Origin of the sequence: Microbacterium sp. Root280D1, assembly GCF_001428975.1 — a bacterium.
Lineage (GTDB): Bacteria > Actinomycetota > Actinomycetes > Actinomycetales > Microbacteriaceae > Microbacterium.
This window is the reverse complement of record NZ_LMJK01000003.1, coordinates 281,237-304,178: the sequence shown is the minus strand read 5'-3', so window position 1 is coordinate 304,178 and position 22,942 is coordinate 281,237. Positions and strand designations below refer to the sequence as shown.

Below are 22,942 nucleotides of genomic sequence, written 5' to 3'. Positions count from 1 at the left end.
GACGCCCTCGCAGGCCCTGCGCAGTGCCAGGATGATGGCATGACGGACATCAAGCCTGCTCTCATCGAGCGCGCGGGCATCGAGATCATCCCCGAATCCGAGCGCACCGCCAAGCCGAGCGACCTCTTCTGGCCGTGGTTCGCGGCGAACGTCTCGGTGTTCGGCATGTCGTACGGCTCGTTCGTGCTGGGCTTCGGCATCTCGTTCTGGCAGGCGACCCTCGTGTCGATCATCGGCATCGTCGTGTCGTTCCTGCTGTGCGGACTGATCGCGATCGCCGGCAAGCGCGGTTCGGCGCCCACCATGGTGCTGTCCCGTGCGGCGTTCGGCGTGCAGGGGCAGAAGGTTCCGGGCATCGTCTCGTGGCTGACGTCGATCGGCTGGGAGACGTTCCTCGCGATCATGGCCGTGCTCGCCACGGCCACCGTCATCACGCAGCTCGGCGGTGACGGCGACAGCATCGCGCTGAAGATCACCGCCACCGTGATCGTCGCCGCGCTCATCGTCGCGGCATCCGTGCTCGGCTATCACACGATCATGAAGCTGCAGTCGGTGCTCACCTGGGTCACCGGCATCGTGACGGTGCTCTACATCGTCCTCGCCGCCCCGAGCATCGACATGGCGGCCGTCCTCGCGCGTCCGGACGGCGGGATCGGACAGGTCACCGGCGCTCTCGTCATGGTCATGACCGGCTTCGGCCTCGGCTGGATCAACATCGCCGCCGACTGGTCGCGATACCAGAAGCGCACGGCATCCGACGGGGCGATCGTCCTGTGGAACACGATCGGCGGCTCGGTGGCTCCTGTGATCCTCGTCATCTTCGGTCTGCTGCTCGCCGGATCCGACGACGAGCTCAGCGCGGCGATCGCCGCCGACCCGATCGGCGCGCTCGCGACGATCCTGCCCATCTGGGTGCTCGTTCCGTTCCTGCTCACCGCCGTGCTGGCGCTCGTCTCCGGCGCGGTGCTGGGCATCTACTCCTCGGGCCTCACGCTGCTGAGCCTCGGCATCCGCATCCCCCGCCCGTCCGCGGCGGCGATCGATGGTGTGATCCTCACGATCGGCACGATCTACGTGGTGTTCTTCGCGACCGACTTCCTCGGTCCGTTCCAGAGCTTCCTCATCACGCTGGGCGTGCCGCTGGCGTCATGGGCCGGCATCCTGATCGCCGACATCCTGCGCCGCAAGAAGGACTACGACGACGAGGCGCTCTTCGACAGCCGCGGCCGCTACGGCGCGTGGGACTGGATCTCGATCGGCACGATGGTGATCGCGAGCGTGATCGGCTGGGGCTTCGTGCTCAACGGATTCGCGGATGCTGCGCCATGGAACAACTGGCAGGGCTACCTGCTCGGCCTCGTCGGGGGTGTCGACGGCGACTGGGCCTATGCCAACCTCGGGGTCTTCTTCGCCCTCGTGCTGTCGTTCGTCGTGACCTGGTTCGCCCGGGCCGGAAAGATCCGCGCGCAGGAGGCCTCGGCGTGAGCGACGGTCCCTGGCTGATCGTGATCGATCCTCAGCAGATCTTCGCGTCGCCCGGATCTGCGTGGGGATCGCCGTTCTTCGCCGACACGATGCCGCGCATCCGCGAGCTGGCCACGACTTTCGGCGACCGCGTGATCGTGACGCGCTGGATGCCGACGGCAGACCGCTCGACCTCGTGGGGCGCCTACTTCGCCGCGTGGCCGTTCGCCGACCAGCCGCCGACGGATCCGCTGTTCGACCTCGTCCCCGACGCGGCCGGGCTGTCGCCGCATCCGACTCTCGACCTGCCGACCTTCGGCAAGTGGGGCGCAGAGATCGAGGCGGTCGTCGGCCGAGGGGCGCACGTCGTGCTGACGGGTGTCGCGACCGACTGCTGCGTCATCTCGACCGCACTGGCCGCAGCGGATGCCGGAGCGCACGTCACCGTGGTCGGCGATGCCTGCGCGGGATCGACGGCGGAGAATCATGCGGCCGCGATGCAGGTGATGGGTCTCTACCCGCCGCAGATCACGATCAGCGACACCGCCTCCGTGTTGTCGGGGCTCTAGCTCCCCGCGCGCACCGCGGCCGCGATGTCGGCGGGCGACCCCCGCCACGGAGCTCCGTGCCCGGGCAGCACCCATGATGCCGACACGGCAGCCAGCCTGTCGAGAGACGCGATGGCCTCGGTCGGCTCATCCGTGAATGGCGCGGGCTGAGGACCGACCTGCCCCGTCAGCACATGGCGCGTGGTGAGGGCGTCGCCGACGAACACCGCGTCCGCTGCGGGAATGTGCACCGCGATGCTGCCCGGCGAGTGTCCCGGCATCCCGATGATGACCGGAGATCCCGGCAGGTCGAGCACCTCGCCGTCGGCGACCGTCATGACGTCGGTGACATGGCGCGTGCGCAGCCCGTTCTTGCGCACGCCATAGGCGAGGAAGCCGAGCAGTGGACCGACGCGAGCGGGTCCCATCGGGGTCTTCGGCTTCTCACCCGTGCGCACGCGGTGCGCGTCGGCGCTGTGGATGAAGATCGGCACGTCTGCTTCGCTGCGCAGCCGCTCGGCGAACCCGATGTGGTCGCTGTCGCCGTGGGTCAGGACGAGGCCCCTGATGTCGGAGAGCGGGCGCCCCAGTTCTGCGAGGGTGCGCTGCAGATCGTTCCAGTGCCCGGGCAGCCCGGCGTCGACGAGCGTGATCCCCTCGGGCAGATCGATGAGATATGACGCGACGATGTCGTTGCCGAGTCGATGCAGGTGCGGTGCGAGCTTCATGGCCGTTCCCTTCGCGGTGGCTTATGATGGCTAGACTACGTAGCTATCATAGCTAATGTCAATAGCCATGAAGGAGACTCGGATGCCGACCCCCGAACGAACCTCGCTGGCGGCCATCATCGACGCCGGTCGCGACATCCTCGAATCCGCCGGACCCGCGGGACTCACCATGCAGGCGGTCGCCGAGCGAGTGGGCGTCCGCGCACCTTCCCTCTACAAGCGGATCCGCGATCGTGACGCTCTGCTCTCCGCAGTGGCGGAGGCCTCGGCCGACGCGCTGACGGTCAGGCTCGACGCCGCAGGCGACGAGCTCCCCCTCCTCGCCTCCGCCTACCGCACCTTCGCGCACGAACGCCCGCACGCGTTCCGCCTGCTGTTCACCGCCTCCGCGCCCGAAGACGCCCTGCACCGGACGTCTGTTCCGGTGCTGCGCTCATGCGCCGCTCTCGTCGGGCCGGATCGGGCGCTCGATGCGGCCCGGCTCTTCACCTCCTGGGCGACCGGGTTCCTGCAGATGGAACTCGCCGGAGCCTTCCGTCTGGGCGGCGACGTCGACGAGGCGTTCGACTACGCGGTGGAGCGCATACTCGCGGGACTGACCGCCTGAGAGGTCGGAGCACCCCGCTCGGTGGCCTGCCGATCTCACCGCTCGGCGAGCGGCTGCGCCGAAGAGCAACCGGAATACTGCCAAGATGATGCGCGGAGAGGGGTTTCCATGACCGCGAGCGCGCACGACGACGGATCCGTCCACCCGACGAAGGGTCGTCGCCCCTGGCATCGCACGAAGGTGGCGGTCGGAATCGTGCTGATCGTCGTCGCCGTGGTGACGATCATCGGCGCGCTCACCCCCTGGCCGTCCGCGATGGCGATCCGCGCGGTGTTCACCCGGGGCGGCGACGAGACTGCCGCCGAGATGGACAAGCACGTGCCCGACACCGAACTCACCGAGAAACTCGATCTCGCGTATGCGGACGGAGGCGCCGACACCACGATGGACGTCTTCACACCGGCATCCGCCACGGGCCCGCTTCCGACCGTCGTCTGGATTCACGGCGGCGCCTGGATCTCGGGATCGAAGGAGAACGTCGACCCGTACATGCGGATCCTCGCTGCGGAGGGCTACACGACCATCGCCGTGAACTACACGATCGGACCCGAAGGGGTGTATCCGCTCGCCGTGCACCAGCTCAACGACGCGCTCGCCTACATCGACGCGCACGCCGACGAGCTGGGCGTCGACCCGACCCAGATCGTGCTCGCGGGCGACTCCGCCGGAGGTCAGCTGGCCAGTCAGATGGCGACGCTCATCACGAGCCCCGACTACGCCGAGATCATGGACGTCACCCCGGCGCTCGAGGCCGAGCAGGTGGTGGCGACCGTGCTGAACTGCGGCGTCTACGACCTGGCCGCACTCGCGACGCTCGACGGCATCGCCGGTTGGGGGCTGAAGACCTCGATGTGGGCGTACTCAGGCACCAAGACCTGGGCCGAGGACTCGACCGGTGCCACGATGTCGACGATCGACTGGGTCACCGAGGACTTCCCGACGACCTACATCTCGGGCGGCAACGGCGACGGTCTCACCTGGCTGCAGTCGATCCCCATGGCCCAGCGGCTCGACGCGCTCGGCGTCGACGTGACGACCCTCTTCTGGCCTGCGCCGCACGAGCCGCAGCTGCCCCACGAATACCAGTTCCATCTCGACATGCCGGATGCGCAGACGGCCCTGCAGAAGACCATCGACTTCCTGGACGCGCACACCACCCGCTGACGGGGCGGGGTCGGCGTGGGCCGTCTTTCGTGTCCCGCTGCCTACTTCATCGTGTCGAGGATGCCGACGAGGTCGTCGAACGTGGTGAGCGGATTGAGGATCGCGAAGCGGGTGTTCGGTCGGCCCCCGTGCGAGCTCGGCACGACGAACGCACGCTGCGAGTCGAGGAGCTCGTCGGACCACCGGTCGTAGTCGCCGCGTTCCCAGCCCTCGCGTTCGAAGACGACGACCGACAGCTGGGGGTCGCGCACGAGACGGAGCTCGGGCCGCGCGGCTATCTCGGCGGCGATCCGCTGCGTCAGAGCGAGCGTCGCGCTCACGGCCTCGCGATAGGCCGTCACCCCGTAGGTCGCGAGCGAGAACCAGAGCGGCAACCCCCGGGGGCGCCGGGTGAGCTGGATCGAGTAGTCCGACGGGCTGAAGTCGCCCGCGTCGGTGAGCGTGTCGAGGTATTCGGCGTGCTGGGTGTGCGCGCGACGACCCGCATCGGGGTCGCGGTAGATCAGCGCGCAGCAGTCGAAGGGCGCGAACAGCCACTTGTGCGGATCGACGATCACCGAGTCGGCGCGCTCCACCCCGGCGAAGACACCCCGGGCCTCGGGGGCCAGCATGGCGGTCAGCCCGTACGCGCCGTCGATGTGCAGCCAGAAGTCGAACTCGTCCTTCAGCGCGGCGATGCCGGCGATGTCGTCGACGATGCCGAAGTTGGTCGAGCCGCCGGTGGCGACCACAGCGCAGATCTCGTCGCCGTGCTCGGCGAGTGCGTCGCGCACCGCGTCCGCCCTCAGCACGCCGTCGTCTCCGGCCGGCACGAGCAGCACGTCGGCGTCCATGACCTTCGCCGCCGACTTGTTCGAGGAGTGCGCCTCGACGCTGCACACGATCTTCCAGCGACGAGGCAGCTCCTTGCCCGCGTCGAGCAGCTTCGCCTTCGCCGCCTCGCGCGCCGCGACGAGTGCCGACAGGTTGCCGATCGTGCCACCCTGCACGAACACCCCACCCGCGGTGTCGGGAAGGCCGAACTCGGAGGCGAGGAACGACAGCACCTCGTTCTCGGCATGCACGGCTCCTGCGCCCTCGAGCCAGCTGCCGCCATAGAGGCCGGATGCCGAGACCACGAGGTCGAACGCGATCGACGCGATGGTCGGCGCCGTCGGGATGAACGACAGATACGCCGGGTGGCTCGTCGTCAGGCAGGCGGGAGCGAGGATGTGCTCGAACACGCTGAGCGCCCGCTGCGATCCGAGACCCGCATCGGTGATCGTCGTGCCGACCAGACGGTCGAGCTCGGCGGGCGACTGGGGCTTGTCGAGCGGCACATCGGCCGCGAGCATCCGCCGGCGCGAGTAGTCGAGCACTGCATCGACGATCGCCGTCGATTCGGCCGAGGCCGCGTGCATGCGTTCTGCTCCCATGAGCTGTCCTTACCTGAGGGTTTCTGCGGGCTGTGCGGGCTGTGCGGGCTGTGCTGCCCGTCGTGCTGCGGCGGGCTCGAGATCGTCCGACACCGGAACGGGAGGCTCCGGCACGTCCGTCACGGGGACATCGAGCACGGCGGAGAGGGTGCGGCGAGCGAGTGCGGCCCGATCGCGCGGCGCCCAGTGCACCAGCGAGTGGGCGCTCATCCCGTCGACCATGGCGAGCAGCATCCACGCCGACGAATCGGGATCGACCCGCACTGCCGGATCTTCGGCGATCGCCCGGGCGATGAGGTCTTCGAGGGCGCTGTGCCAGAGGTCCATCTCGGTGCGCACCCGGGTGCCGAGCGCCTCGTTGCGGGCTCCGAGCGCCCACGACTGCACCCACACCATCGCCACGTCGTCGCGCGAGTCGTCGAGCAGCGTCTCGATGAGACGCAGCAGATTCGTGCGCAGGTCGACAGTCGGGTCGTAGGAGGAGATGACCTCTTCGCGCTCGGCCGCGACGATCGTCGTGAAGACCTCGGCGACGAACGACTCCATCACGGGCCGGTAGTGGGCGACGAGAGCGGGTGTGACGCCGACCCGCGCAGCGACGGCTCGCACGGTGAGGGCCTCGAGGCCGCTCTCCGAGGCGAGCGATACGGCGCCGTCGAGGATCGAGCGTTCGCGCTCCTCCGGCGGCAGCCTGCGCGGTGCGGCGGCTCTTGACGTGGTCTTCATCACGGGTTACCGTATCACTCGTTGATCGCGTGTTCAATAGTGACGGCGACTCTCGTTGCCGAGGTCGTGATCAGCAGCGAGGGAGACAACCATGGCCTGGCACATGCCCGCCGAGACCGCACCGCACGACCGCACCTGGATGGCGTTCCCCGCCGAGGGGCCGACGCTCGGCGAGACGGCGGCCGAGCGCGACGAGGGCTACGAGACCTGGACCGCCGTCGCCCATGCGGTCGCCGAGTTCGAGCCGGTCACGATGATCGTCGACCCGGCGGAGATCGCCCGCGCCCGGCGGATGCTCAGCGGTGCCATCGACATCGTCGAGGCGCCGGTCGACGAGTTCTGGATGCGCGACTCCGGGCCGACGTTCGTCATCGACGACGAGCGACCCGGCGTGCTCGGCGCGGTGGACTGGATCTTCAACGGGTGGGGCGCACCGGCCTGGGCGCAGTGGCAGAAGGCGGCGCAGCACGCGCGCATCATCGCCGGGGCCGTCGACGCCGAGCTCGTGAGCTCGACCCTCGTCAACGAGGGCGGCGGAATCCACGTCGACGGCGAGGGCACCGTGCTGCTCACCGAGACCGTGCAGCTCGATCCGCGCCGCAACCCCTACGCCGACAAGGCCCGCGTCGAGGCCGAGATGGCCCGCACTCTCGGCACCTCGAAGGCCGTGTGGCTGCCCCGGGGCCTCACCCGCGACTACGACGACTTCGGCACGAACGGCCACGTCGACATCGTGGCGACGATCGTCTCCCCCGGTCGGCTGCTGCTGCACGATCAGCAGGATCCCGCGCACCCCGACCACGAGGTCACCCGCGAGCTGCGCGCGCACCTCGGCGATCAGACCGATGCCGCCGGTCGCCGCTTCGAGATCGTCGACCTGCCCGCGCCCGCGACCCTGCGCGACGGCGAGGGGTTCGTGGACTGGAGCTACGTCAACCATCTGGTCACCAACGATGGCGTCGTCGCGTGCGGGTTCGGCGACGAGAAGGCGGATGCCGCCGCGAGGGCCATCCTCGCCGACGCCTATCCCGGCCGCCGGGTCGTCACCGTCGACGCGCGCCCGCTGTTCGACCGCGGCGGCGGCATCCACTGCATCACCCAGCAGCAGCCGAGTGTGGGGGTGTCCGCATGATCGACGTGGTCGAGGCGTCGATCGCCGACCTGCGACGAGCGCTGGAGACGGGCGCCGCCACCTCCGTCGAACTGGTCGACGCCTACCTCGCGCGCATCGCCGCCTACGACGGCCCCGATACGGACACGGCTCTGAACGCGATCGTCGTCGCGAATCCCGAGGCGAGCACGGAGGCCGAGGCATCGGACGCGAGACGTGCCCGTGGCGAGACGCGGGGGCCGCTCGACGGCATCCCGTACACGGCGAAAGACAGTTATCTCGTGCGAGGGCTCACGGCGGCCGCCGGCAGCCCCGCCTTCGCCGACCTCGTCGCGCAGCGCGACGCGTTCACGATCGAGCGCCTGCGGTCGGGAGGCGCGATCTGCCTCGGGCTGACCAACATGCCGCCGATGGCGAACGGCGGCATGCAGCGCGGCGTCTACGGCCGCGCCGAGAGCCCCTACAACGCCGACTTCCTCACCGCGCCCTTCGCCTCCGGGTCGTCGAACGGCTCGGGCACGGCGACGGCTGCCAGCTTCGGCGCGTTCGGTCTGGGCGAGGAGACCTGGTCGAGCGGTCGCGGCCCGGCCACGAACAACGCCCTGTGCGCCTACACGCCCTCACGAGGCGTCATCTCGACGCGGGGCAACTGGCCGCTCGTGCCGACGATGGATGTCGTCGTGCCGCACACCCGCACCATGGCCGATCTTCTCGAGGTGCTCGATGTGATCGTCGCCGACGACGCCGAGGTCCGCGGCGATTTCTGGCGCGCACAGCCGTGGGTGTCACTGCCGCAGTCCTCCGAGGTCCGCCCCGCGTCGTACCGCGCGCTCTCCACCGATGCGGCGGCAGCTCTCGACGGCGCTCGCATCGGAATCCCGCGCATGTACATCAACGCCGACTCCGACGCCGGCACCGCCGACGATGCGGGCATCGGCGGCCCGACCGGCCGGCGCATCGCGACGCGTCCGTCCGTGATCGACCGGTGGCAGGCGGCCCGACGGAGCCTCGAGGCGGCCGGCGCGACGGTCGTCGACGTGGACTTCCCGGTGGTGTCGAACTACGAGGGCGATCGACCCGGCGCCCCGACCATCGCCACCCGCGGGCTCGTCACGCCGGAGTACCTGCACCGCGAGATCGTCGACCTGTCGGCCTGGGCCTGGGAGGATTTCCTGCAGGCGAACGGCGACCCGCGGCTGCACACTCTCGCGGAGGTCGACGGGGCATCGATCTTCCCCCACCCTGAGGGTGCGCTGCCCGACCGCTACACCGGCTTCGACGACGACATCGCCGAGTACCCGGAATGGGTGCGCGAGAACCCCGGCGTCGGATTCGAGGACATGCCCGAGCTGCCGGACGGCCTCCGCGGACTCGAGGAGACCCGCCGGGTCGACCTCGAGCAGTGGATGGACGAGCTCGAGCTCGACGCGGTCGTCTTCCCCGCGGTGGCCGACGTCGGGCCGGCTGACATGGATGTGAACGAGTCATCCGCCGACCTCGGCTGGCGCAACGGCACCTGGATCGCGAACGGCAACCTGACCATCCGTCATCTCGGCATTCCGACCGTGACGGTGCCGATGGGTCTGATGGCCGACATCGGCATGCCGATCGGCCTGACGTTCGCCGGCCGCGCCTACGACGACTCGTCGCTGCTGCGACTCGCGGCCGGGTTCGAAGCCGTCGGCGCGCCCGGCGAGCGGCGTACTCCCCCGCTGCGCACGCCGAGGCTCTGACCCCGGCGGAAGCCGGTCCCACCGCGCGACATTTCACTATTGTGACGCTCGCCACGATTGTTATATGTTCTTCCTGTCCGTCACGACAGGAAGCGACCCATGAGCACCGAGAACAACGAGCGCGAGCTCGAGGCCGGCATCGTCACCGATCTGTCCGGACGCATGACGTACGGGTCGTATCTGTCGCTCGACCAGCTGCTCACTGCCCAGAATCCCGTCAGCGTCCCGGAGCACCATGATGAGCTGCTGTTCATCATCCAGCACCAGACGACCGAGCTCTGGCTCAAGCAGCTGCTGCACGAGCTGTCGTCCGCACGCCAGCTGCTCGCGAGCGACGACCTCCGTGAGGCGCTGAAGAGGGTCGCGCGGGTCAAGCGCATCCAGGACGTCATGACCCAGCAGTGGGCGATCCTCGCGACGCTCACGCCCACCGAATACGCGCAGTTCCGCGGAGCGCTCGGCAATTCCTCCGGCTTCCAGTCGGTGCAGTACCGCGCCGTCGAGTTCGCGCTGGGCAACAAGAACGAGAAGATGCTGAGCGTCTTCAGCGACCACCCCGCGAACCTCGCGCTGCTCACCGCCGAATGGCACAAGCCGACGCTCTATGACGAGTTCCTGCGCTACGCCTCGCGACGCGGCCTCCCGATCCCGACCGAGATCCTCGACCGGGACGTGCGTCTCCCCTACCGCGAGACGCCCGCACTCGTGCCGGCCATCCGCGAGATCTACCAGAACCACCAGCAGCACTGGGATCTGTATGAAGCGTGCGAAGACCTCGTCGACCTCGAGGACAACTTCCAGTTCTGGCGCTTCCGTCACCTCAAGACCGTCGCGCGCACGATCGGCATGAAGGTCGGCACCGGCGGCTCGAGCGGAGTCGGCTTCCTGCAGCGCGCCCTCGACCTGACGTTCTTCCCCGAGCTCTACACCGTGCGCACCGAGATCGGCGGCTGATGCACGCGGCGACCTTCTTCGACGGCGAAGGATGGCGCGACGGCATCATCGACCGCGACGGCGAGCGGATGCGGCTCCGCGCCGAGCCTCCCGCCGGCGATCTGCCCCGTCTGGCCGGCGTGGTCATCGGCGGCTTCACCGACCACCACGTGCACCTTCAGCTCGTCGACCACACGCTGCTCGCGAGCTCGACCCTGGGCCGCGTGGTCGACCTCGGGGCGGACCCGGCCGTCATCGGAGCACTGTCCCGGGCATCGTCGCCCCACGACTTTGGAGATCTGCGCCACACCATCCCGGATTCTGCGGATGTCCGCCGAGCCGACGCGGGGGTTCCGGAGTTCCGGCGAACCGACACCTCGCACCGTGTCCAGGTCGACTTCGCCGGCGCATTCCTCACTCCCGTCGGCGGGTACCCGAGTGACCGCGACTGGGCCCCCACAGGATCCTTCCGCGAGATCACGGACGCAGAGACGGCGCGCGCGGCCGTCACCGCGATGGCGGATGCCGGAGCATCCTGCATCAAGGTGGCGAGCAACGCCACCGCGGGCCCCGTCTTCGACGACGACCTGTTCCGCACGATCGTCGACGCCGCCTCGGCCCGCGGGCTGTCCGTGGTCGCCCATGCCGAGGGACCGGGCCAGGCGCAGCGCGCCGCTCGCCTCGGGGCCGCCCGTCTCGCCCATGCACCGTTCACCGAACGGCTCGCCGACGACGAGATCGCCCGACAGGCGGCATCCGTCTCGTGGATCTCGACGCTCGCGATCCACGATGCAGACAGCGACGAGCGAGCCACCGCGGTCGACAACGTCCGCCGCTTCCACGCCGCCGGCGGAATGGTGCTCTACGGCACCGACATGGGCAACGGTCCGACGCCCGTGGGCCTGAACCCCGCCGAGCTCGCAGCGCTCCGCGAGGCAGGCATCGCGGGCGATGACCTCCTGCGCGCTCTCGCGCCACAGGACCCGCTCGATCCCGCCGCTCTGCTCCTGAGACTCCCCGGCACCGACGCCGACCCGACACTCGCCCGCCCGCTGACCAGCGCCGATCTGAAGGCATGACATGACCGACTCACCCGAGACCACGACCGCCGCTCCGACCGCTGACAGCACCCTCCTCGACCTCGCGCAGGCTCTCGACGCGGCCGATCCGCTGCACTCGCACCTCTCCGCCTTCGCCGAAGCGCCCGGTGTCGGCGCCTACCTCGACGGCAACTCGCTCGGCCGGCCCCTGAAGGACACCCCCGAGAAGCTCGCCGCATTCGTGCGCGACGACTGGGGCACCCGCCTGATCCGCTCGTGGGACGAGCAGTGGATGACCCTTCCGATGGAGCTCGGCGATCGCATCGGACGTGTCACCCTCGGCGCCGCCGCGGGTCAGACCGTGGTCGCCGACTCGACCAGCGTGCTGATCTACAAGCTGATGCGCGCGGCCGCCACCGCCGACCCCTCGCGCACCGAGCTCGTCATCGAGGCGGGCAACTTCCCGACCGACCGGTTCATGGCCGAGGGCGTCGCCGCCGAGACCGGCATGACGGTGCGGTGGATCGAGCCCGATCCGGTGCTCGGGGTGCAGATGGCCGATGTGGTCGCTGCGATCTCTGCGAAGACGGCGCTCGTGTCGCTGAGCCACGTCGACTACCGCTCCGGCGCCCTCGCCGATATGCCGGCGATCACCACCGCGGTGCACGAGGTCGGCGCGCTGATGATGTGGGATCTGTGCCACTCGGCCGGCGTGATCCCCATGCAGCTCGACGACTGGGGCGTCGACATGGCCGTCGGGTGCACCTACAAGTACCTCAACGGCGGCCCTGGCTCCCCCGCGTTCGCCTACCTGCGGCGCGAGCATCAGGGCGTGCTGCGCCAGCCGATCCAGGGGTGGTGGAGCGCCGCCGACATCTTCGCGATGGGTCCGCAGTACGAGCCGGCCGGCGACATCCGTCAGCTGCTCAGCGGCACTCCCCCGATCACCTCGATGCTCGCGATGCAGGGCATGCTCGACCTCATCGAGCAGGCGTCGGTCGAGGCGATCCGTGAGAAGTCGCTCTCGCTCACCGATTTCGCGGTCCGCGCCCACGACGAGGTGCTCGCGCCTCTCGGCGTGCGCCTGCTCAGCACCCGCGACGCCGCACAGCGCGGAAGCCACGTGACCATCGGCCACCCCGACTTCCGCGCGGTGACGCAGCGACTGTGGACCGACGGCATCATCCCCGACTTCCGCTTCCCCGACGGCATCCGTCTGGGGGTCTCCCCTCTCAGCACGTCGTATGTCGAGACGCTCACCGGCGTCCTCGCCGTGCGCGACGCGCTGGAGTCGCATGACCGCTGACCGCGCAGAGGCGACCACAGGCCCCGTGCTCGATGACATCGATGCGCGCCCCGGCAGCACCGCCTCCCTCTTGCGCACTCTGGTCGGGCTGTATCTGCGACCTCTCGGCGGCTGGATCTCGACGGCCGACCTGGTCGCCCTCGCGGGCGATCTCGGGATCCCCACGGCGCAGGCGCGCACCGGCGTCACCCGTCTCAAGCAGAAGGGACTACTGCTCGCCGAGCGCAGGCACGCGGCCGGGTATCTGCTGAATCCGGATGCCGCGACGATGCTCGAGCGCGGCGATCGGCGCATCTTCGAGATGCGCGAGATGACGGATGCCGACAGCTGGTGCCTCATCTCGTTCTCGATGCCCGAGAGCGCGCGAGCCACCCGGCACCAGCTTCGCCGGCGCCTGCAGTGGATCGGGGCGGGTGTCGTCTCTCCTGCGCTCTGGATCTGTCCGGGGCATCTGCAGGGCGAGGTGCAGGAGATCGTCGACGACCTCGAAGCGAGCGAGTGGGTGACCCTGTTCCAGGCCGGCACGCCGACGACGGCCCGCACACTGCCCGAGGCCGCCGCCGACTGGTGGGACCTCGAGTCGCTGCGCGCCGAGCACCTCGCGTTCCAGGCCTCGCTCGCGACGCTGCCCACCGCGCCGTTCGCCGCGTATGTGCAGCTGCTCGACCGCTGGCGAGTGCTGCCCTACGTCGATCCGGGGCTGCCGCCGTCGATGCTGCCGGCCGAGTGGCCCGGTCGGCGCAGCGTCGCCGAGTTCCAGAGGCTGTCGACAGAGCTGTCGGATGCCGCGTGGCGGCGTGTGCGCGACGTCACGCGACACTCCGCGGCCGGAAGCTCCGCGACCGGCGCCGAGCTCACCGCGGCGGGGCGGTCGTAGCCCGCACCACCAGCCGCGTCGGCAGGATCACGTGCATCTCGTCGACCTCCTGCCCCGCGAGCAGCGTGAACACCATGTCAGCCGCGACCGCGCCGAGTCGCCGCATCGGCTGCTGGATGGTCGTGAGCGGCAGCGCCCTTCTGGTGGCCTCCGGCACGTCGTCGAATCCGATCACCGACAGATCGTCGGGCACCCGCAGACCAAGCTCGTGGGCGACATCGATGACCGCGATCGCGGAGAGGTCGTTGGCGGCGAAGATCGCCGTGGGACGCGAGTCGCCGCTCAGCATGATGCGGGCGGATTCCCTGGTCGCGTCGAGCTCGTAGCGACCAACACCGATGAGGGACGGATCGAGGGGGATCCCCGCGTCCGACAGTGCCCTGCGATACCCGGCGTCGCGCAGCCCGGCCGAGCGCAGGTCGGGGCGACCGGCGAGGAAGCCGATGCGGCGGTGGCCCAGTTCGATGAGGTGTCTGGTCGCGACGAGCGCGCCTCCGAAGCTGTCCGACTCGACCGTGGGCAGGTCGGCCCGGCCCGTGTGCGGGTCGATCGCGACGACGGGGATCTCGGTGCCGGCGCTGACGACCGTGGGCGTGACCATGATCGCGGCGTCGATCAGCGTGCCGGAGAGCCTGCTCAGGGATCGGCGTTCCCATCCGTCGCCCGCGCCGAGGTGGGAGCCGCTGTACGCGAGCAGATCGAAGGAGGTGTCGTGCACGGCCGAGCCGACGCCCTTCAGGATCTCGGCGCTGAAGGGTTCGAAGTCCGCCAGCAGCACGCCGATCACACCGGTGCGCCGCGCGCGCATGCTGCTCGCCACGAGGCTCGACTCGTAGCCGAGCTCCTTCACCGCGTCGAGTACGCGCTGCACCGTGGCATCCGCGATCCCGTACCGGCCGTTCACCGCCTTCGAGACGGTCGACACAGACACTCCCGCCGCTTTCGCGACGTCATGGATCGTCGTGCGTGCCCCCATGAGACGCCAGCGTAGTCTCCCGCCGATCGCGATGGAAACTGTTTTCGAAAACGTTTGACGATCGAGCGCGTCCGCCGGAGACTCATGCCACTGCGGTCTCACCAGAGTGTCCGCAGGCGCCCCGCAGTGACGCGGCGCGCAACTCGATGAGGAGAACGATCACATGAACAGCAGAAGGCTCCCCCTCGCCTCCGCAGTCACGGTCCTGGCCGTCGGAGCGCTCGCGCTCTCGGGCTGCACCGCGGACTCGTCCGGCTCCGGAGACGGCGGCGACACCAGCATGACCCTGTGGCACAACTCGACGACGGGCCCCGGAGTGGAGTTCTGGGAACAGACCGTCGCGGATTTCGAGAAGGACAACCCGGGCGTCACGATCGACATCCAGTCGATCCAGAACGAGGATCTCGACGGCAAGCTGCAGACCGCCCTCAACTCCGGCGACGCCCCCGACATCTTCCTGCAGCGCGGTGGCGGCAAGATGGCGGCGATGGTCAAAGCCGGCCAGCTCAAGGATCTGACCGACGCCATCGACGGCCCGGCCGCCGACGAGATCCCCGATGCGTCGTACTCGGCGAACAGCCTTGACGGCAAGATCTACGCCATGCCCGTCGCCGTGCTGCCCGGCGGCCTCTTCTACAGCCAGGACCTCTTCGACCAGGCCGGCATCACCGAGAACCCGACGACCCTCAAGGAGCTCGAGGTCGCCACCGAGGCGCTGAAGGCGGAGGGGATCGACCCGATCGCACTCGGCGCCAAGGACGCCTGGCCCGCCGCGCACTGGTACTACTGGCTGGCGCTGCGCGAATGCAGCTCGGACACCCTCGCCGCCGCGGCGGACGAGATGGACTTCAGCGACGACTGCTGGGTGCGTGCCGGTGAGGACCTGCAGGCGTTCGCCGAGACCGAGCCCTTCAACTCCGGATTCCTGACGACTCCCGCACAGCAGGGCGCGGGCAGCTCGGCCGGCCTCATCGCGAACCACCAGGCCGCCATGGAGCTCATGGGCGCCTGGAACCCCGGCGTGATCGGCTCGCTCACCCCTGATCAGAAGCCGCTGGCCGACCTCAGCTGGTTCCCGTTCCCCGAGGTCGAGGGCGGAGACGGCGAACCCGGCTCCATGATGGGTGGCGTCGACGGCTACTCGTGCTCGGTGGATGCACCGGACGCCTGCGTCGACTTCCTGAACTACATCGGCACCTCGGACGTGCAGACCGCGTACTACAAGGCGTTCAACGCCCCGCCCGTCAACACGGTCGCTCAGGAGGCCGTCACCGAGCCCTACCTGCAGACGATCCTCGAGGCGTACAACGCTGCCCCCTACGCGACGCAGTGGCTCGACACCGTCTACGGCCAGAACGTGGGCAACGCGCTGAACGTCGCCGTGGTCGACCTGCTCGCCGGCAACAGCAGCGCGGAAGACCTCGTCAAGGCTGTGCAGGATGCCGCAGCGAAAGCGTGACATGCGTGCCCGGCTGGAAGTGATCCTTCTGGCCGGGCCCGCCCTGCTCGTGTTCCTCGCCTTCGTCATCTTCCCGGTGCTGATGGCGGCGTACTACGGGTTCTTCAGCTGGCAGGGCTACGGCCCTCCCACCGACTTCGTCGGACTGAAGAACTACCTCACGATCCTCCAGGACCCGCTGTTCCACGACGCGCTCGCGCACAACGGGTTCATCCTGGTGTTCTCCCTCGTGCTCCAGGGCCCGATCGCCATCGTGCTGGCGCTGCTGCTCAACCGCAAGATGCGCGGCCAGTCGCTGATCCGCGTGCTGATCTTCGTCCCGTACGTGATCTCCGAGGTCGTCGTGGGCACGGGGTGGAGCCTGATGCTGCAGACCAACGGCGCGATCAACGCGATGCTGACGAACATGGGCCTCGGGTTCCTCGCCACCGACTGGCTGTCGGATCCCGGCATCGCGATCTGGACGCTGATGGCCATCATCACGTGGAAGTACATCGGCTTCGCGGTCATCCTGTTCCTCGCAGGCCTCCAGGGCATCCCGGAGGAGCTGCACGAGGCGGCGGCGATCGACGGCGCGTCCTACTGGCAGATCCAGTGGCGCATCACTCTGCCGCTCCTGGCGCCGACTCTGCGCATCTGGGCGTTCCTGTCGATCATCGGCTCACTGCAGCTGTTCGACCTCGTCTACATCATCTGGGGCCAGTACATCGCTTCCACCGCGGGTACGTCGACCATGGCGACCTACATGGTCTCCGAAGGCCGCAACGCCGGCAACTACGGCTACGGCAACGCGGTCGCGGTCGTCCTGTTCCTCATCTCGCTCGTGGTCGCTCTCATCTATCAGCGTGCGGTGCTGCGCAAGGACACCGACGGCGCCCTCACGGGTGCCTCGGGTCGCAAGCGCGGCTCCCGGTCGCGCGCGTCGCAGGATGCCGTCCCGCAGGATGCCGTCGCAAACCCAGACGCCGACTCCGGTGCAGACGCCACCACACAGAAGGAGTACGTCCGATGACCGCCACCTCGGTGCTCGTCACCCAGCGACCCGCACGTCTCGGACGCCCGGGTCGAACCGCCACGCCGAAGCTCCCGTGGGCGCATCCGACCGTGTACTTCGTCGCGCTGATCGCCGTCGGACTGATGCTCGCGCCCATCGCATACATCATCACCGGCGGGTTCCGCACGAACGCGCAGATCACGACCGACCCGTCGGGGTTCCCGTCTCCCTGGGTGGTGTCGAACTACCTCGACGTCCTCACCGGCGACGTGTTCTGGCGGCTCGTGGGCAACTCGACGATCGTCGCCCTCGCGACCACCGTGGGCACCGTCGCTCTCGCGCTGATGGCGGCATACGTGCTCGCTCGATACCGGTTCGCCGGTCGCGGCGTGCTCTACGCCTTCTTCGCCGCGGGCCTGATGTTCCCGCTGACCGTGGCGATCACGCCGCTGTACATCGTGGTGCGCAGTCTCGGGCTGATGAACTCGCTCGGCGGAGTGATCCTGCCGCAGATCGCCTTCGCCCTGCCGACGACCATCATCATCCTCGTGCCGTTCCTCCGGGCGATCCCCGATGAGATCGAGGAGGCCGCGTTCATCGACGGATGCAGCCGCATCGGGTTCTTCTGGCGGATGGTGCTGCCGCTCTCCCTGCCGGGAGTGATCACGACCGGCATCCTGGCGTTCATCGGCAGCTGGAACGGCTATCTGCTGCCGCTGTTCATCCTCAACGACGCCTCGGCGTTCACCTTGCCGCTCGGCGTGCAGTCGTTCGCCTCGCAGTACTCGGTCGACACCGCGAAAGTGCTGGCATTCACCTCCCTGTCGATGATCCCTGCGCTGATCTTCTTCAGCCTGTTCGAACGGCGGATCGTGGGAGGGCTGACCGGTGCTGTCAAGGGCTGACACGGTCGCCGTCGCGACCCCGCACGTCGACGAGAACGAGAACGAGAAAGAGAACAAGATGTCGCAGTACGCAGGCGCCGCGCCGCGCTCGCCCCGCGTCGAGGAGCTCCTCGCGCGGATGACCCTCGAGGAGAAGCAGGCGCAGCTCGTCGGCTTCTGGGTGGACCAGGGCGTCGAGGTCGTCGCGCCGATGTCGGGCGAGAAGAAGAGCTCGACCCGCTACGAGGACGCCTCGGAGCACGGGATCGGTCACCTCACCCGGGTGTACGGCACGCGTCCGGTCGACCCTGTGGAACGCGCCGAGTGGCTGTGGGCCGAGCAGCGCCGCCTGAAGCAGCAGACCAGACTCGGCATCCCCGCCATCGTGCATGAGGAGTGCCTGACCGGTCTCGCCGCCTGGAAGGCAGCGACCTTCCCGACGCCGCTCGCCTGGGGCGCCGCGTTCGACCCCGAGCTCGTCGAGGAGGTGGGCCGAGCGGTCGGATCATCGATGCGCGCACTCGGGATCCATCAGGGCCTCGCTCCCGTGCTCGACGTCATCCGCGACCCCCGTTGGGGCCGGGTCGACGAGTGCATCGCCGAGGACCCGCTGGTCGTCGGCCGGGTGGGCACGGCGTATGTCCGCGGCCTCCAGTCCGAGGGCGTGCACGCGACCCTGAAGCACTTCATCGGATACTCCGCCTCGAAGGCCGGACGCAATCACGCGCCCGTGAGCGCGGGCGTGCGAGAGATCGAGGACGTGCTGCTCCCGCCGTTCGAGATGGCGATCCACGAGGGCGGCGCCCGCAGCGTGATGAACTCGTACGTCGACATCGACGGCGTTCCCGTCACGGCAGACGCGCACTACCTGACCGGCATCCTGCGCGATCGCTGGGGGTTCGACGGAGTGGTCGTGTCGGACTACTTCGCGGTCGACTTCCTCTACAGCATGCACCGCGCAGCCGCGGACTCAGCGGACGCCGCCAGGCTCGCGCTCACAGCGGGAATCGATGTCGAGCTGCCCTCGCCCGACGCCTTCGTCACGCTCGCCGATCAGGTGCGGGACGGTCGGCTCCCGGTCGAGATCCTCGACAGGGCCGTGGGCCGGGTGCTCGCGCAGAAGGAGGAGCTCGGGCTGCTGGATGCCGACTTCGACACCCCTCCGACCGCGATCGACCTGGATCCGGCAGAGCACCGTGCGCTCGCGCGCCGTCTCGCCGAGGAGTCGATCGTGCTGCTGAGCAACGACGGATCCCTGCCGCTCGCGCCCTCGACCACCGCCAGGATCGCCGTGATCGGGCCGAACGCCGACAGCGCCGAAGCGCTGATGGGGTGTTACTCGTTCGTCAACCATGTGCTCGCGCATCACCCCGACACCCCCGCAGGCATCGATCTGCCGACGGTCGCCGGCTCGCTGCGCGACGAGTTCCCCGCCGCCGAGATCGTCTCGGCGATCGGATGCGATGTCGAGGGCTCCGATCGCTCCGGCATCCCCGCCGCGGTCGACGCCGCCTCCGCTGCCGACGTCGCCGTCGTCGTGGTGGGCGATCGCGCCGGCCTCTTCGGACGAGGCACCGTGGGCGAGGGCAACGACGTCGAGGACCTCGAGCTCCCCGGCGTCCAGCGCGAGCTGGTCGAGGCCGTCGTCGCGACCGGCACTCCTGTGATCCTCATCGCGATGACCGGACGTCCGTACGTCCTCGACTGGGCGCTGCCGACCCGTGCGGGCGCCGCCGGGACCATGACCGGCCTCGGAGCAGTCGACGGCTCGGCCGTGGCGAACGAGGCAGCCGCGGGCATCCCCGCGGCTGTGCTGCAGACGTTCTTCCCCGGCGAGGAGGGCGGCCCCGCGATCGCACGGCTGCTGAGCGGTCGCGTCGCTCCGTCGGGTCGGCTGCCGGTATCGCTGCCGCGTTCAGCGGGAGCGCAGCCGTACTCGTATCTGCACCCCGTGCTGGGCGGGCTCACGGATGTCACGAGCGCCGACTCGACGCCCGTGCGGCCCTTCGGCTTCGGTCTCAGCTACACGACCTTCGCCCACGATCAGCTCACCGCACCCGCATCGGTCACCTCGGGGGAGAACTTCCGGGCGACGGTGCGCGTGCGCAACACCGGCGAGATCGCCGCGACGGACGTCGTGCAGCTCTACGCGCACGACGAGGTCGCGAGCGTGACCCGTCCGGTCGCCCAGCTGCTGGACTTCCGGCGGGTCGCGCTCGCGCCCGGCGCCGAGCAGATCGTCGAGTTCGACGTGCCCATCGACCGGCTGGCCTTCACCGGGCTCGACGGCGTCAAGCGGGTCGAAGCAGGAGCCGTACGCCTGTGGGTCGGCGGCGCCTGTGACGAGGAGGAGACGGTCGCCCGGCTCGAGATCGTGTGAGGCGTCAGCCCTTCACACCCGCGATGAACGCGCTCACGTGCTCCTGGAGCTTCAGGATGCGCATCTCGCGGGCGAGCTCGCGGTCGTACCCCTCGTACGCGAGCGGCGGCAGCACGCGCACGTTCTGCGAGCATCCGAACTCCGCGCAGACGAGAGTGCCGATGCTGTCGCCCTTGCGGCCGGCCGGACCCGCCTTGCGGGCGACGTACAGCTGCACGTCGTTGCGCAGGGTGACGTCCTCGCACCAGGAACACTGGGCTCTGGCCGTGACGCGCTGCTCGGCGCGCTGCAGGATCACGCCGGTGAGGACGTCATCGACCCAGGCGACGACATAGGAACGTCGAGGGAGCTTGGGGTCGACCCAGCCGAGGTAGTCGAGCTTCTCGACGTCGAGGTCGGCGAAGCCGGCGGGCAGGGTGAGATCGGAGACCTCCTTGCGGGAGGCGTTGATGAAGGAGGCGCGCAGGGTGCGCTCGTCGATGGGACGCATGGGTCGGTGCTTTCGTGTGGGCCGCAGAGGGCGGCGGAAGAGGAATGGAGGACGGCATCCGCACGGATGCCGGGTACGACGTGGTTCCGGGGACGGGATGTTCCGCCTCCGGCCGATCGTCAGCCTCTGTCCGTGGCGCTGAACGCGCCCACGGCTCCATTCCGCGCTCGATCCGGAATCCGGAGAGCGCTCTTCGACAACAGCACCCCGAGAGTCTACGCCCGTTTGTTTCGGAGCATGTCGGCTCGGGTTTCCTCGCTGCCACGGCCGACCTACTCTTGCCGGAACGTCCGCTCACGAAGGAGACCACCGTGTCCACGCCGCTGAACCGCCTTTCGCCCCTCTCGGTGCGTGAGCGTTCTGCGTGCATGTGCCGCCACGGCTTCGCGTGCTCCTCGTTCGAGGCGGGTCACGCGCTGCACCTGATCCAGGCGCGCATCGCATCGGCGACCCCGACCGAATGGGCCGACGCGATCGTCGAGCACGCCGACGCGGCGACCGGCGAGCTGAGGGTGCGCACCCTCGACGGGGCGACTCACGCACTGTGGAACAGCGGCGGCGCAGCGCTCGAGGCTCCCGCGGGCACGCCGATCGCGCTGCACGTGCGCTACGGCGTGCTGGCCGTCGGTCGCACGCAGTTCAACGTCGCGCTCTCCTGAGGGCGCCGTGCGACTCGCTGCCGCTCAGGCGGTCGCCATCATCATGTCCTTGACGGCCATGCACGCGTCCATGCAGTCCTTGCAGGTCTGAGCGCACATCTTGCACACCTCGCTGTGGTCGGCGTGCGCCATGCACTCGTCCATGCACGTCTGACACATCGCGATGCAGGCGTCGAGCAACGCCATCATCGACGCAGGGGTCATGCCCTGCATCCGCATCATCGACCGCATCATGGTGTTGCACATGTCCGCGCAGTTCATGCATGCCGGCGAGCAGTCCATCATCTGCGTCGAGCACACCGTGCACGCCTGCTCACAGGCCGAGCACGCGTCCATGCAGGCCTGCATGACCGACATGTCCATGGTCGCCATGTCGGGCATCGACATCATGTTCGAGCGCATGGCGCCCATCATCATCGAGTCCATGTTCTACCGCTTCCTTCGTCGACCGCAGCCGAGGTGAGAGCGGGCAGGACCACCCGCCTGGGGCCAGGCTAGTCGTCGCCGACGTCCGCGTCGACGGGGAGGTGGCGCTGTCACGCCCGACCGCGGTTGTCAATCCCGTGTGCAGGATTCTCGGTCCGTGCGACGGTGGACATCCATTGATCGACTGATGAAAGGAATCGCGCCATGAGTGGAGCAGACGACATCAAGAACGCAGCCGAGAAGGCCGGCGGAAAGATCAAGGAGGGCGTCGGAAAGGCGACCGACAACGAGAGCCTCGAAGCCGAGGGTCGCGCCGACCAGACGAAGGCTTCGGTCAAGCAGGCCGGAGAGAACGTCAAGGACGCCGCACACAACGTCGGCGACGGCCTGCGGGACGCTTCCCGGGACTGATCCCTGAAAACGGAGTGAGGCCCGCCGAAGCGGGCCTCACTGCGTGGATCAGCGGGTGCGGCTGCCGGAGATCGCTCGGATCAACCAGGCGATGACCGCGATGGCCAGCAGCACCAGGCCGACCCACAGGAGGAACTGCAGGGACTGCACGAGCCCGCCGGTGATCGCCAGGATGATGGCGACCACGATGATGATGATCAGCAGGATGTTCATCGGTCTTTCCCTTCTTGGGGGCGCGGGGGAGTGCGCCCATCGGTCACTCAACCTAGACCCCCGGGGCCTGTCACCGGAGGGCCTTGACGCGGGGCTTCCCGCCGTGCGAGAGGAGCAGACGACATGCCAGGACGCAGGAACAACTCACTGAAGGATCCGGAGCTGTACGAAGAGCTCCGCGATGACGGCGCCTCGAAGGAGAAGGCCGCCAGGATCTCGAACGCCGCAGCCAGAGACGGCCGCAGCACGGTCGGGCGCCGAGGCGGCGAGCACGGCGACTACGAGGACTGGACCGTCGACGAACTGCGCACACGCGCCAAGGAGATCGGCCTCACCGGTTACAGCGGCAAGCGCAAGGCCGAGCTCATCTCGGCGCTGCGCGATCATTAGGTCCGCGT

The 22,942-nt window shown here is 69.0% G+C and carries 25 protein-coding genes; 18 read left to right on the top strand and 7 right to left on the bottom strand.

What is annotated here, in order from left to right; all coding sequences use genetic code 11:
• Positions 1 to 39 precede the first annotated feature (39 nt).
• Positions 40 to 1,485, top strand: a complete 1,446-nt coding sequence (locus tag ASE34_RS13920) for a purine-cytosine permease family protein (RefSeq protein WP_056279607.1) — start codon at positions 40 to 42, stop codon at positions 1,483 to 1,485.
• Positions 1,482 to 2,033 (top strand): cysteine hydrolase family protein, encoded by a 552-nt coding sequence (locus ASE34_RS13915; protein WP_056279605.1) that lies wholly within the window; start codon positions 1,482 to 1,484, stop codon positions 2,031 to 2,033. The genes ASE34_RS13920 and ASE34_RS13915 overlap by 4 nt, the downstream gene beginning before the upstream one ends.
• Here ASE34_RS13915 and ASE34_RS13910 read toward each other — a convergent pair.
• The gene (locus ASE34_RS13910; protein ID WP_056279603.1) at positions 2,030 to 2,740 is read right to left on the bottom strand and encodes an MBL fold metallo-hydrolase; all 711 of its coding nucleotides are present in this window, start codon (positions 2,738 to 2,740) and stop codon (positions 2,030 to 2,032) included. The two genes, ASE34_RS13915 and ASE34_RS13910, sit on opposite strands and share 4 nt — an antisense overlap.
• Positions 2,741 to 2,822: 82 nt before the next feature.
• On the opposite strand from ASE34_RS13910, the gene ASE34_RS13905 reads away from it, so the two are divergent.
• Together ASE34_RS13905 and ASE34_RS13900 are read left to right on the top strand one after the other, a co-directional pair.
• Entirely contained in the window at positions 2,823 to 3,347 is a 525-nt protein-coding gene (locus ASE34_RS13905) for a TetR/AcrR family transcriptional regulator (RefSeq protein WP_053097597.1), read from the top strand.
• A gap of 108 nt (positions 3,348 to 3,455) precedes the next feature.
• Positions 3,456 to 4,511 carry an alpha/beta hydrolase gene (locus ASE34_RS13900; protein ID WP_056279601.1) on the top strand — a complete coding sequence of 352 codons (1,056 nt, stop codon included), beginning with the start codon at positions 3,456 to 3,458 and terminating at the stop codon, positions 4,509 to 4,511.
• Positions 4,512 to 4,552: 41 nt separating this feature from the next.
• On the opposite strand, the gene ASE34_RS13895 is transcribed toward ASE34_RS13900, so the two are convergent.
• Both ASE34_RS13895 and ASE34_RS13890 read right to left on the bottom strand, forming a co-directional pair.
• Positions 4,553 to 5,926 (bottom strand): pyridoxal phosphate-dependent decarboxylase family protein, encoded by a 1,374-nt coding sequence (locus ASE34_RS13895; RefSeq protein ID WP_053097599.1) that lies wholly within the window; start codon positions 5,924 to 5,926, stop codon positions 4,553 to 4,555.
• Positions 5,927 to 5,935: 9 nt separating this feature from the next.
• Positions 5,936 to 6,652 carry a TetR/AcrR family transcriptional regulator gene (locus ASE34_RS13890; RefSeq protein ID WP_056279599.1) on the bottom strand — a complete coding sequence of 239 codons (717 nt, stop codon included), beginning with the start codon at positions 6,650 to 6,652 and terminating at the stop codon, positions 5,936 to 5,938.
• Between the two features lie 91 nt (positions 6,653 to 6,743).
• Between ASE34_RS13890 and ASE34_RS13885 the strand changes: the two genes are divergently transcribed.
• The 6 genes from ASE34_RS13885 to ASE34_RS13860 all read left to right on the top strand — a co-directional run bounded on the left by ASE34_RS13885 (position 6,744) and on the right by ASE34_RS13860 (position 13,652).
• Positions 6,744 to 7,784 carry an agmatine/peptidylarginine deiminase gene (locus tag ASE34_RS13885; RefSeq protein ID WP_056279597.1) on the top strand — a complete coding sequence of 347 codons (1,041 nt, stop codon included), beginning with the start codon at positions 6,744 to 6,746 and terminating at the stop codon, positions 7,782 to 7,784.
• Entirely contained in the window at positions 7,781 to 9,496 is a 1,716-nt protein-coding gene (locus tag ASE34_RS13880; protein ID WP_056279595.1) for an amidase, read from the top strand. Before ASE34_RS13885 ends, ASE34_RS13880 begins: the two co-directional genes overlap by 4 nt.
• A gap of 99 nt (positions 9,497 to 9,595) precedes the next feature.
• Entirely contained in the window at positions 9,596 to 10,450 is an 855-nt protein-coding gene (locus tag ASE34_RS13875; RefSeq protein ID WP_053097603.1) for a tryptophan 2,3-dioxygenase, read from the top strand.
• Positions 10,450 to 11,508: a hypothetical protein gene (locus ASE34_RS13870; RefSeq protein ID WP_056279593.1), complete on the top strand. Its 1,059-nt coding sequence runs from the start codon at positions 10,450 to 10,452 to the stop codon at positions 11,506 to 11,508. The genes ASE34_RS13875 and ASE34_RS13870 overlap by 1 nt, the downstream gene beginning before the upstream one ends.
• Position 11,509: 1 nt before the next feature.
• Positions 11,510 to 12,775 (top strand): kynureninase, encoded by a 1,266-nt coding sequence (locus tag ASE34_RS13865; RefSeq protein ID WP_056279591.1) that lies wholly within the window; start codon positions 11,510 to 11,512, stop codon positions 12,773 to 12,775.
• Positions 12,765 to 13,652 (top strand): PaaX family transcriptional regulator C-terminal domain-containing protein, encoded by an 888-nt coding sequence (locus ASE34_RS13860; protein ID WP_072591741.1) that lies wholly within the window; start codon positions 12,765 to 12,767, stop codon positions 13,650 to 13,652. Before ASE34_RS13865 ends, ASE34_RS13860 begins: the two co-directional genes overlap by 11 nt.
• Here the strand turns inward: ASE34_RS13860 and ASE34_RS13855 are convergent.
• Positions 13,630 to 14,628, bottom strand: a complete 999-nt coding sequence (locus ASE34_RS13855) for a LacI family DNA-binding transcriptional regulator (protein WP_053097606.1) — start codon at positions 14,626 to 14,628, stop codon at positions 13,630 to 13,632. The two genes, ASE34_RS13860 and ASE34_RS13855, sit on opposite strands and share 23 nt — an antisense overlap.
• Before the next feature lie 163 nt (positions 14,629 to 14,791).
• Between ASE34_RS13855 and ASE34_RS13850 the strand changes: the two genes are divergently transcribed.
• Genes ASE34_RS13850 through ASE34_RS13835 form a run of 4 tightly spaced genes read left to right on the top strand, consistent with a single transcriptional unit; the run spans position 14,792 to position 20,345 of the window.
• Entirely contained in the window at positions 14,792 to 16,087 is a 1,296-nt protein-coding gene (locus tag ASE34_RS13850) for an ABC transporter substrate-binding protein (protein WP_056279589.1), read from the top strand.
• A complete protein-coding gene (locus ASE34_RS13845) occupies positions 16,068 to 17,099 on the top strand; it encodes a carbohydrate ABC transporter permease (protein WP_082586667.1) in 1,032 nt (343 codons plus the stop codon). Before ASE34_RS13850 ends, ASE34_RS13845 begins: the two co-directional genes overlap by 20 nt.
• The gene (locus ASE34_RS13840; protein WP_056279587.1) at positions 17,096 to 17,986 is read left to right on the top strand and encodes a carbohydrate ABC transporter permease; all 891 of its coding nucleotides are present in this window, start codon (positions 17,096 to 17,098) and stop codon (positions 17,984 to 17,986) included. The genes ASE34_RS13845 and ASE34_RS13840 overlap by 4 nt, the downstream gene beginning before the upstream one ends.
• A gap of 58 nt (positions 17,987 to 18,044) precedes the next feature.
• Positions 18,045 to 20,345 (top strand): beta-glucosidase family protein, encoded by a 2,301-nt coding sequence (locus ASE34_RS13835; RefSeq protein WP_235567522.1) that lies wholly within the window; start codon positions 18,045 to 18,047, stop codon positions 20,343 to 20,345.
• 4 nt (positions 20,346 to 20,349) lie between these two features.
• On the opposite strand, the gene ASE34_RS13830 is transcribed toward ASE34_RS13835, so the two are convergent.
• On the bottom strand, positions 20,350 to 20,835 hold the full coding sequence (locus tag ASE34_RS13830; RefSeq protein ID WP_053097609.1) for an FBP domain-containing protein: 486 nt from the start codon (positions 20,833 to 20,835) through the stop codon (positions 20,350 to 20,352).
• Between the two features lie 311 nt (positions 20,836 to 21,146).
• On the opposite strand from ASE34_RS13830, the gene ASE34_RS13825 reads away from it, so the two are divergent.
• The gene (locus ASE34_RS13825) at positions 21,147 to 21,494 is read left to right on the top strand and encodes a hypothetical protein (RefSeq protein ID WP_056279585.1); all 348 of its coding nucleotides are present in this window, start codon (positions 21,147 to 21,149) and stop codon (positions 21,492 to 21,494) included.
• Between the two features lie 24 nt (positions 21,495 to 21,518).
• On the opposite strand, the gene ASE34_RS18180 is transcribed toward ASE34_RS13825, so the two are convergent.
• On the bottom strand, positions 21,519 to 21,698 hold the full coding sequence (locus ASE34_RS18180; protein ID WP_235567513.1) for a hypothetical protein: 180 nt from the start codon (positions 21,696 to 21,698) through the stop codon (positions 21,519 to 21,521).
• On the opposite strand from ASE34_RS18180, the gene ASE34_RS18175 reads away from it, so the two are divergent.
• Positions 21,697 to 21,957, top strand: a complete 261-nt coding sequence (locus tag ASE34_RS18175) for a hypothetical protein (RefSeq protein WP_232224473.1) — start codon at positions 21,697 to 21,699, stop codon at positions 21,955 to 21,957. The two genes, ASE34_RS18180 and ASE34_RS18175, sit on opposite strands and share 2 nt — an antisense overlap.
• 167 nt (positions 21,958 to 22,124) lie before the next feature.
• Positions 22,125 to 22,331 (top strand): CsbD family protein, encoded by a 207-nt coding sequence (locus tag ASE34_RS13815; RefSeq protein WP_053097611.1) that lies wholly within the window; start codon positions 22,125 to 22,127, stop codon positions 22,329 to 22,331.
• 48 nt (positions 22,332 to 22,379) lie between these two features.
• On the opposite strand, the gene ASE34_RS18030 is transcribed toward ASE34_RS13815, so the two are convergent.
• Positions 22,380 to 22,544 carry a hypothetical protein gene (locus ASE34_RS18030; RefSeq protein WP_167347464.1) on the bottom strand — a complete coding sequence of 55 codons (165 nt, stop codon included), beginning with the start codon at positions 22,542 to 22,544 and terminating at the stop codon, positions 22,380 to 22,382.
• 123 nt (positions 22,545 to 22,667) lie between these two features.
• Between ASE34_RS18030 and ASE34_RS17925 the strand changes: the two genes are divergently transcribed.
• Complete coding sequence (locus ASE34_RS17925; RefSeq protein ID WP_056279581.1) at positions 22,668 to 22,934, top strand: Rho termination factor N-terminal domain-containing protein; 267 nt, start codon at positions 22,668 to 22,670, stop codon at positions 22,932 to 22,934.
• Positions 22,935 to 22,942 lie beyond the last annotated feature (8 nt).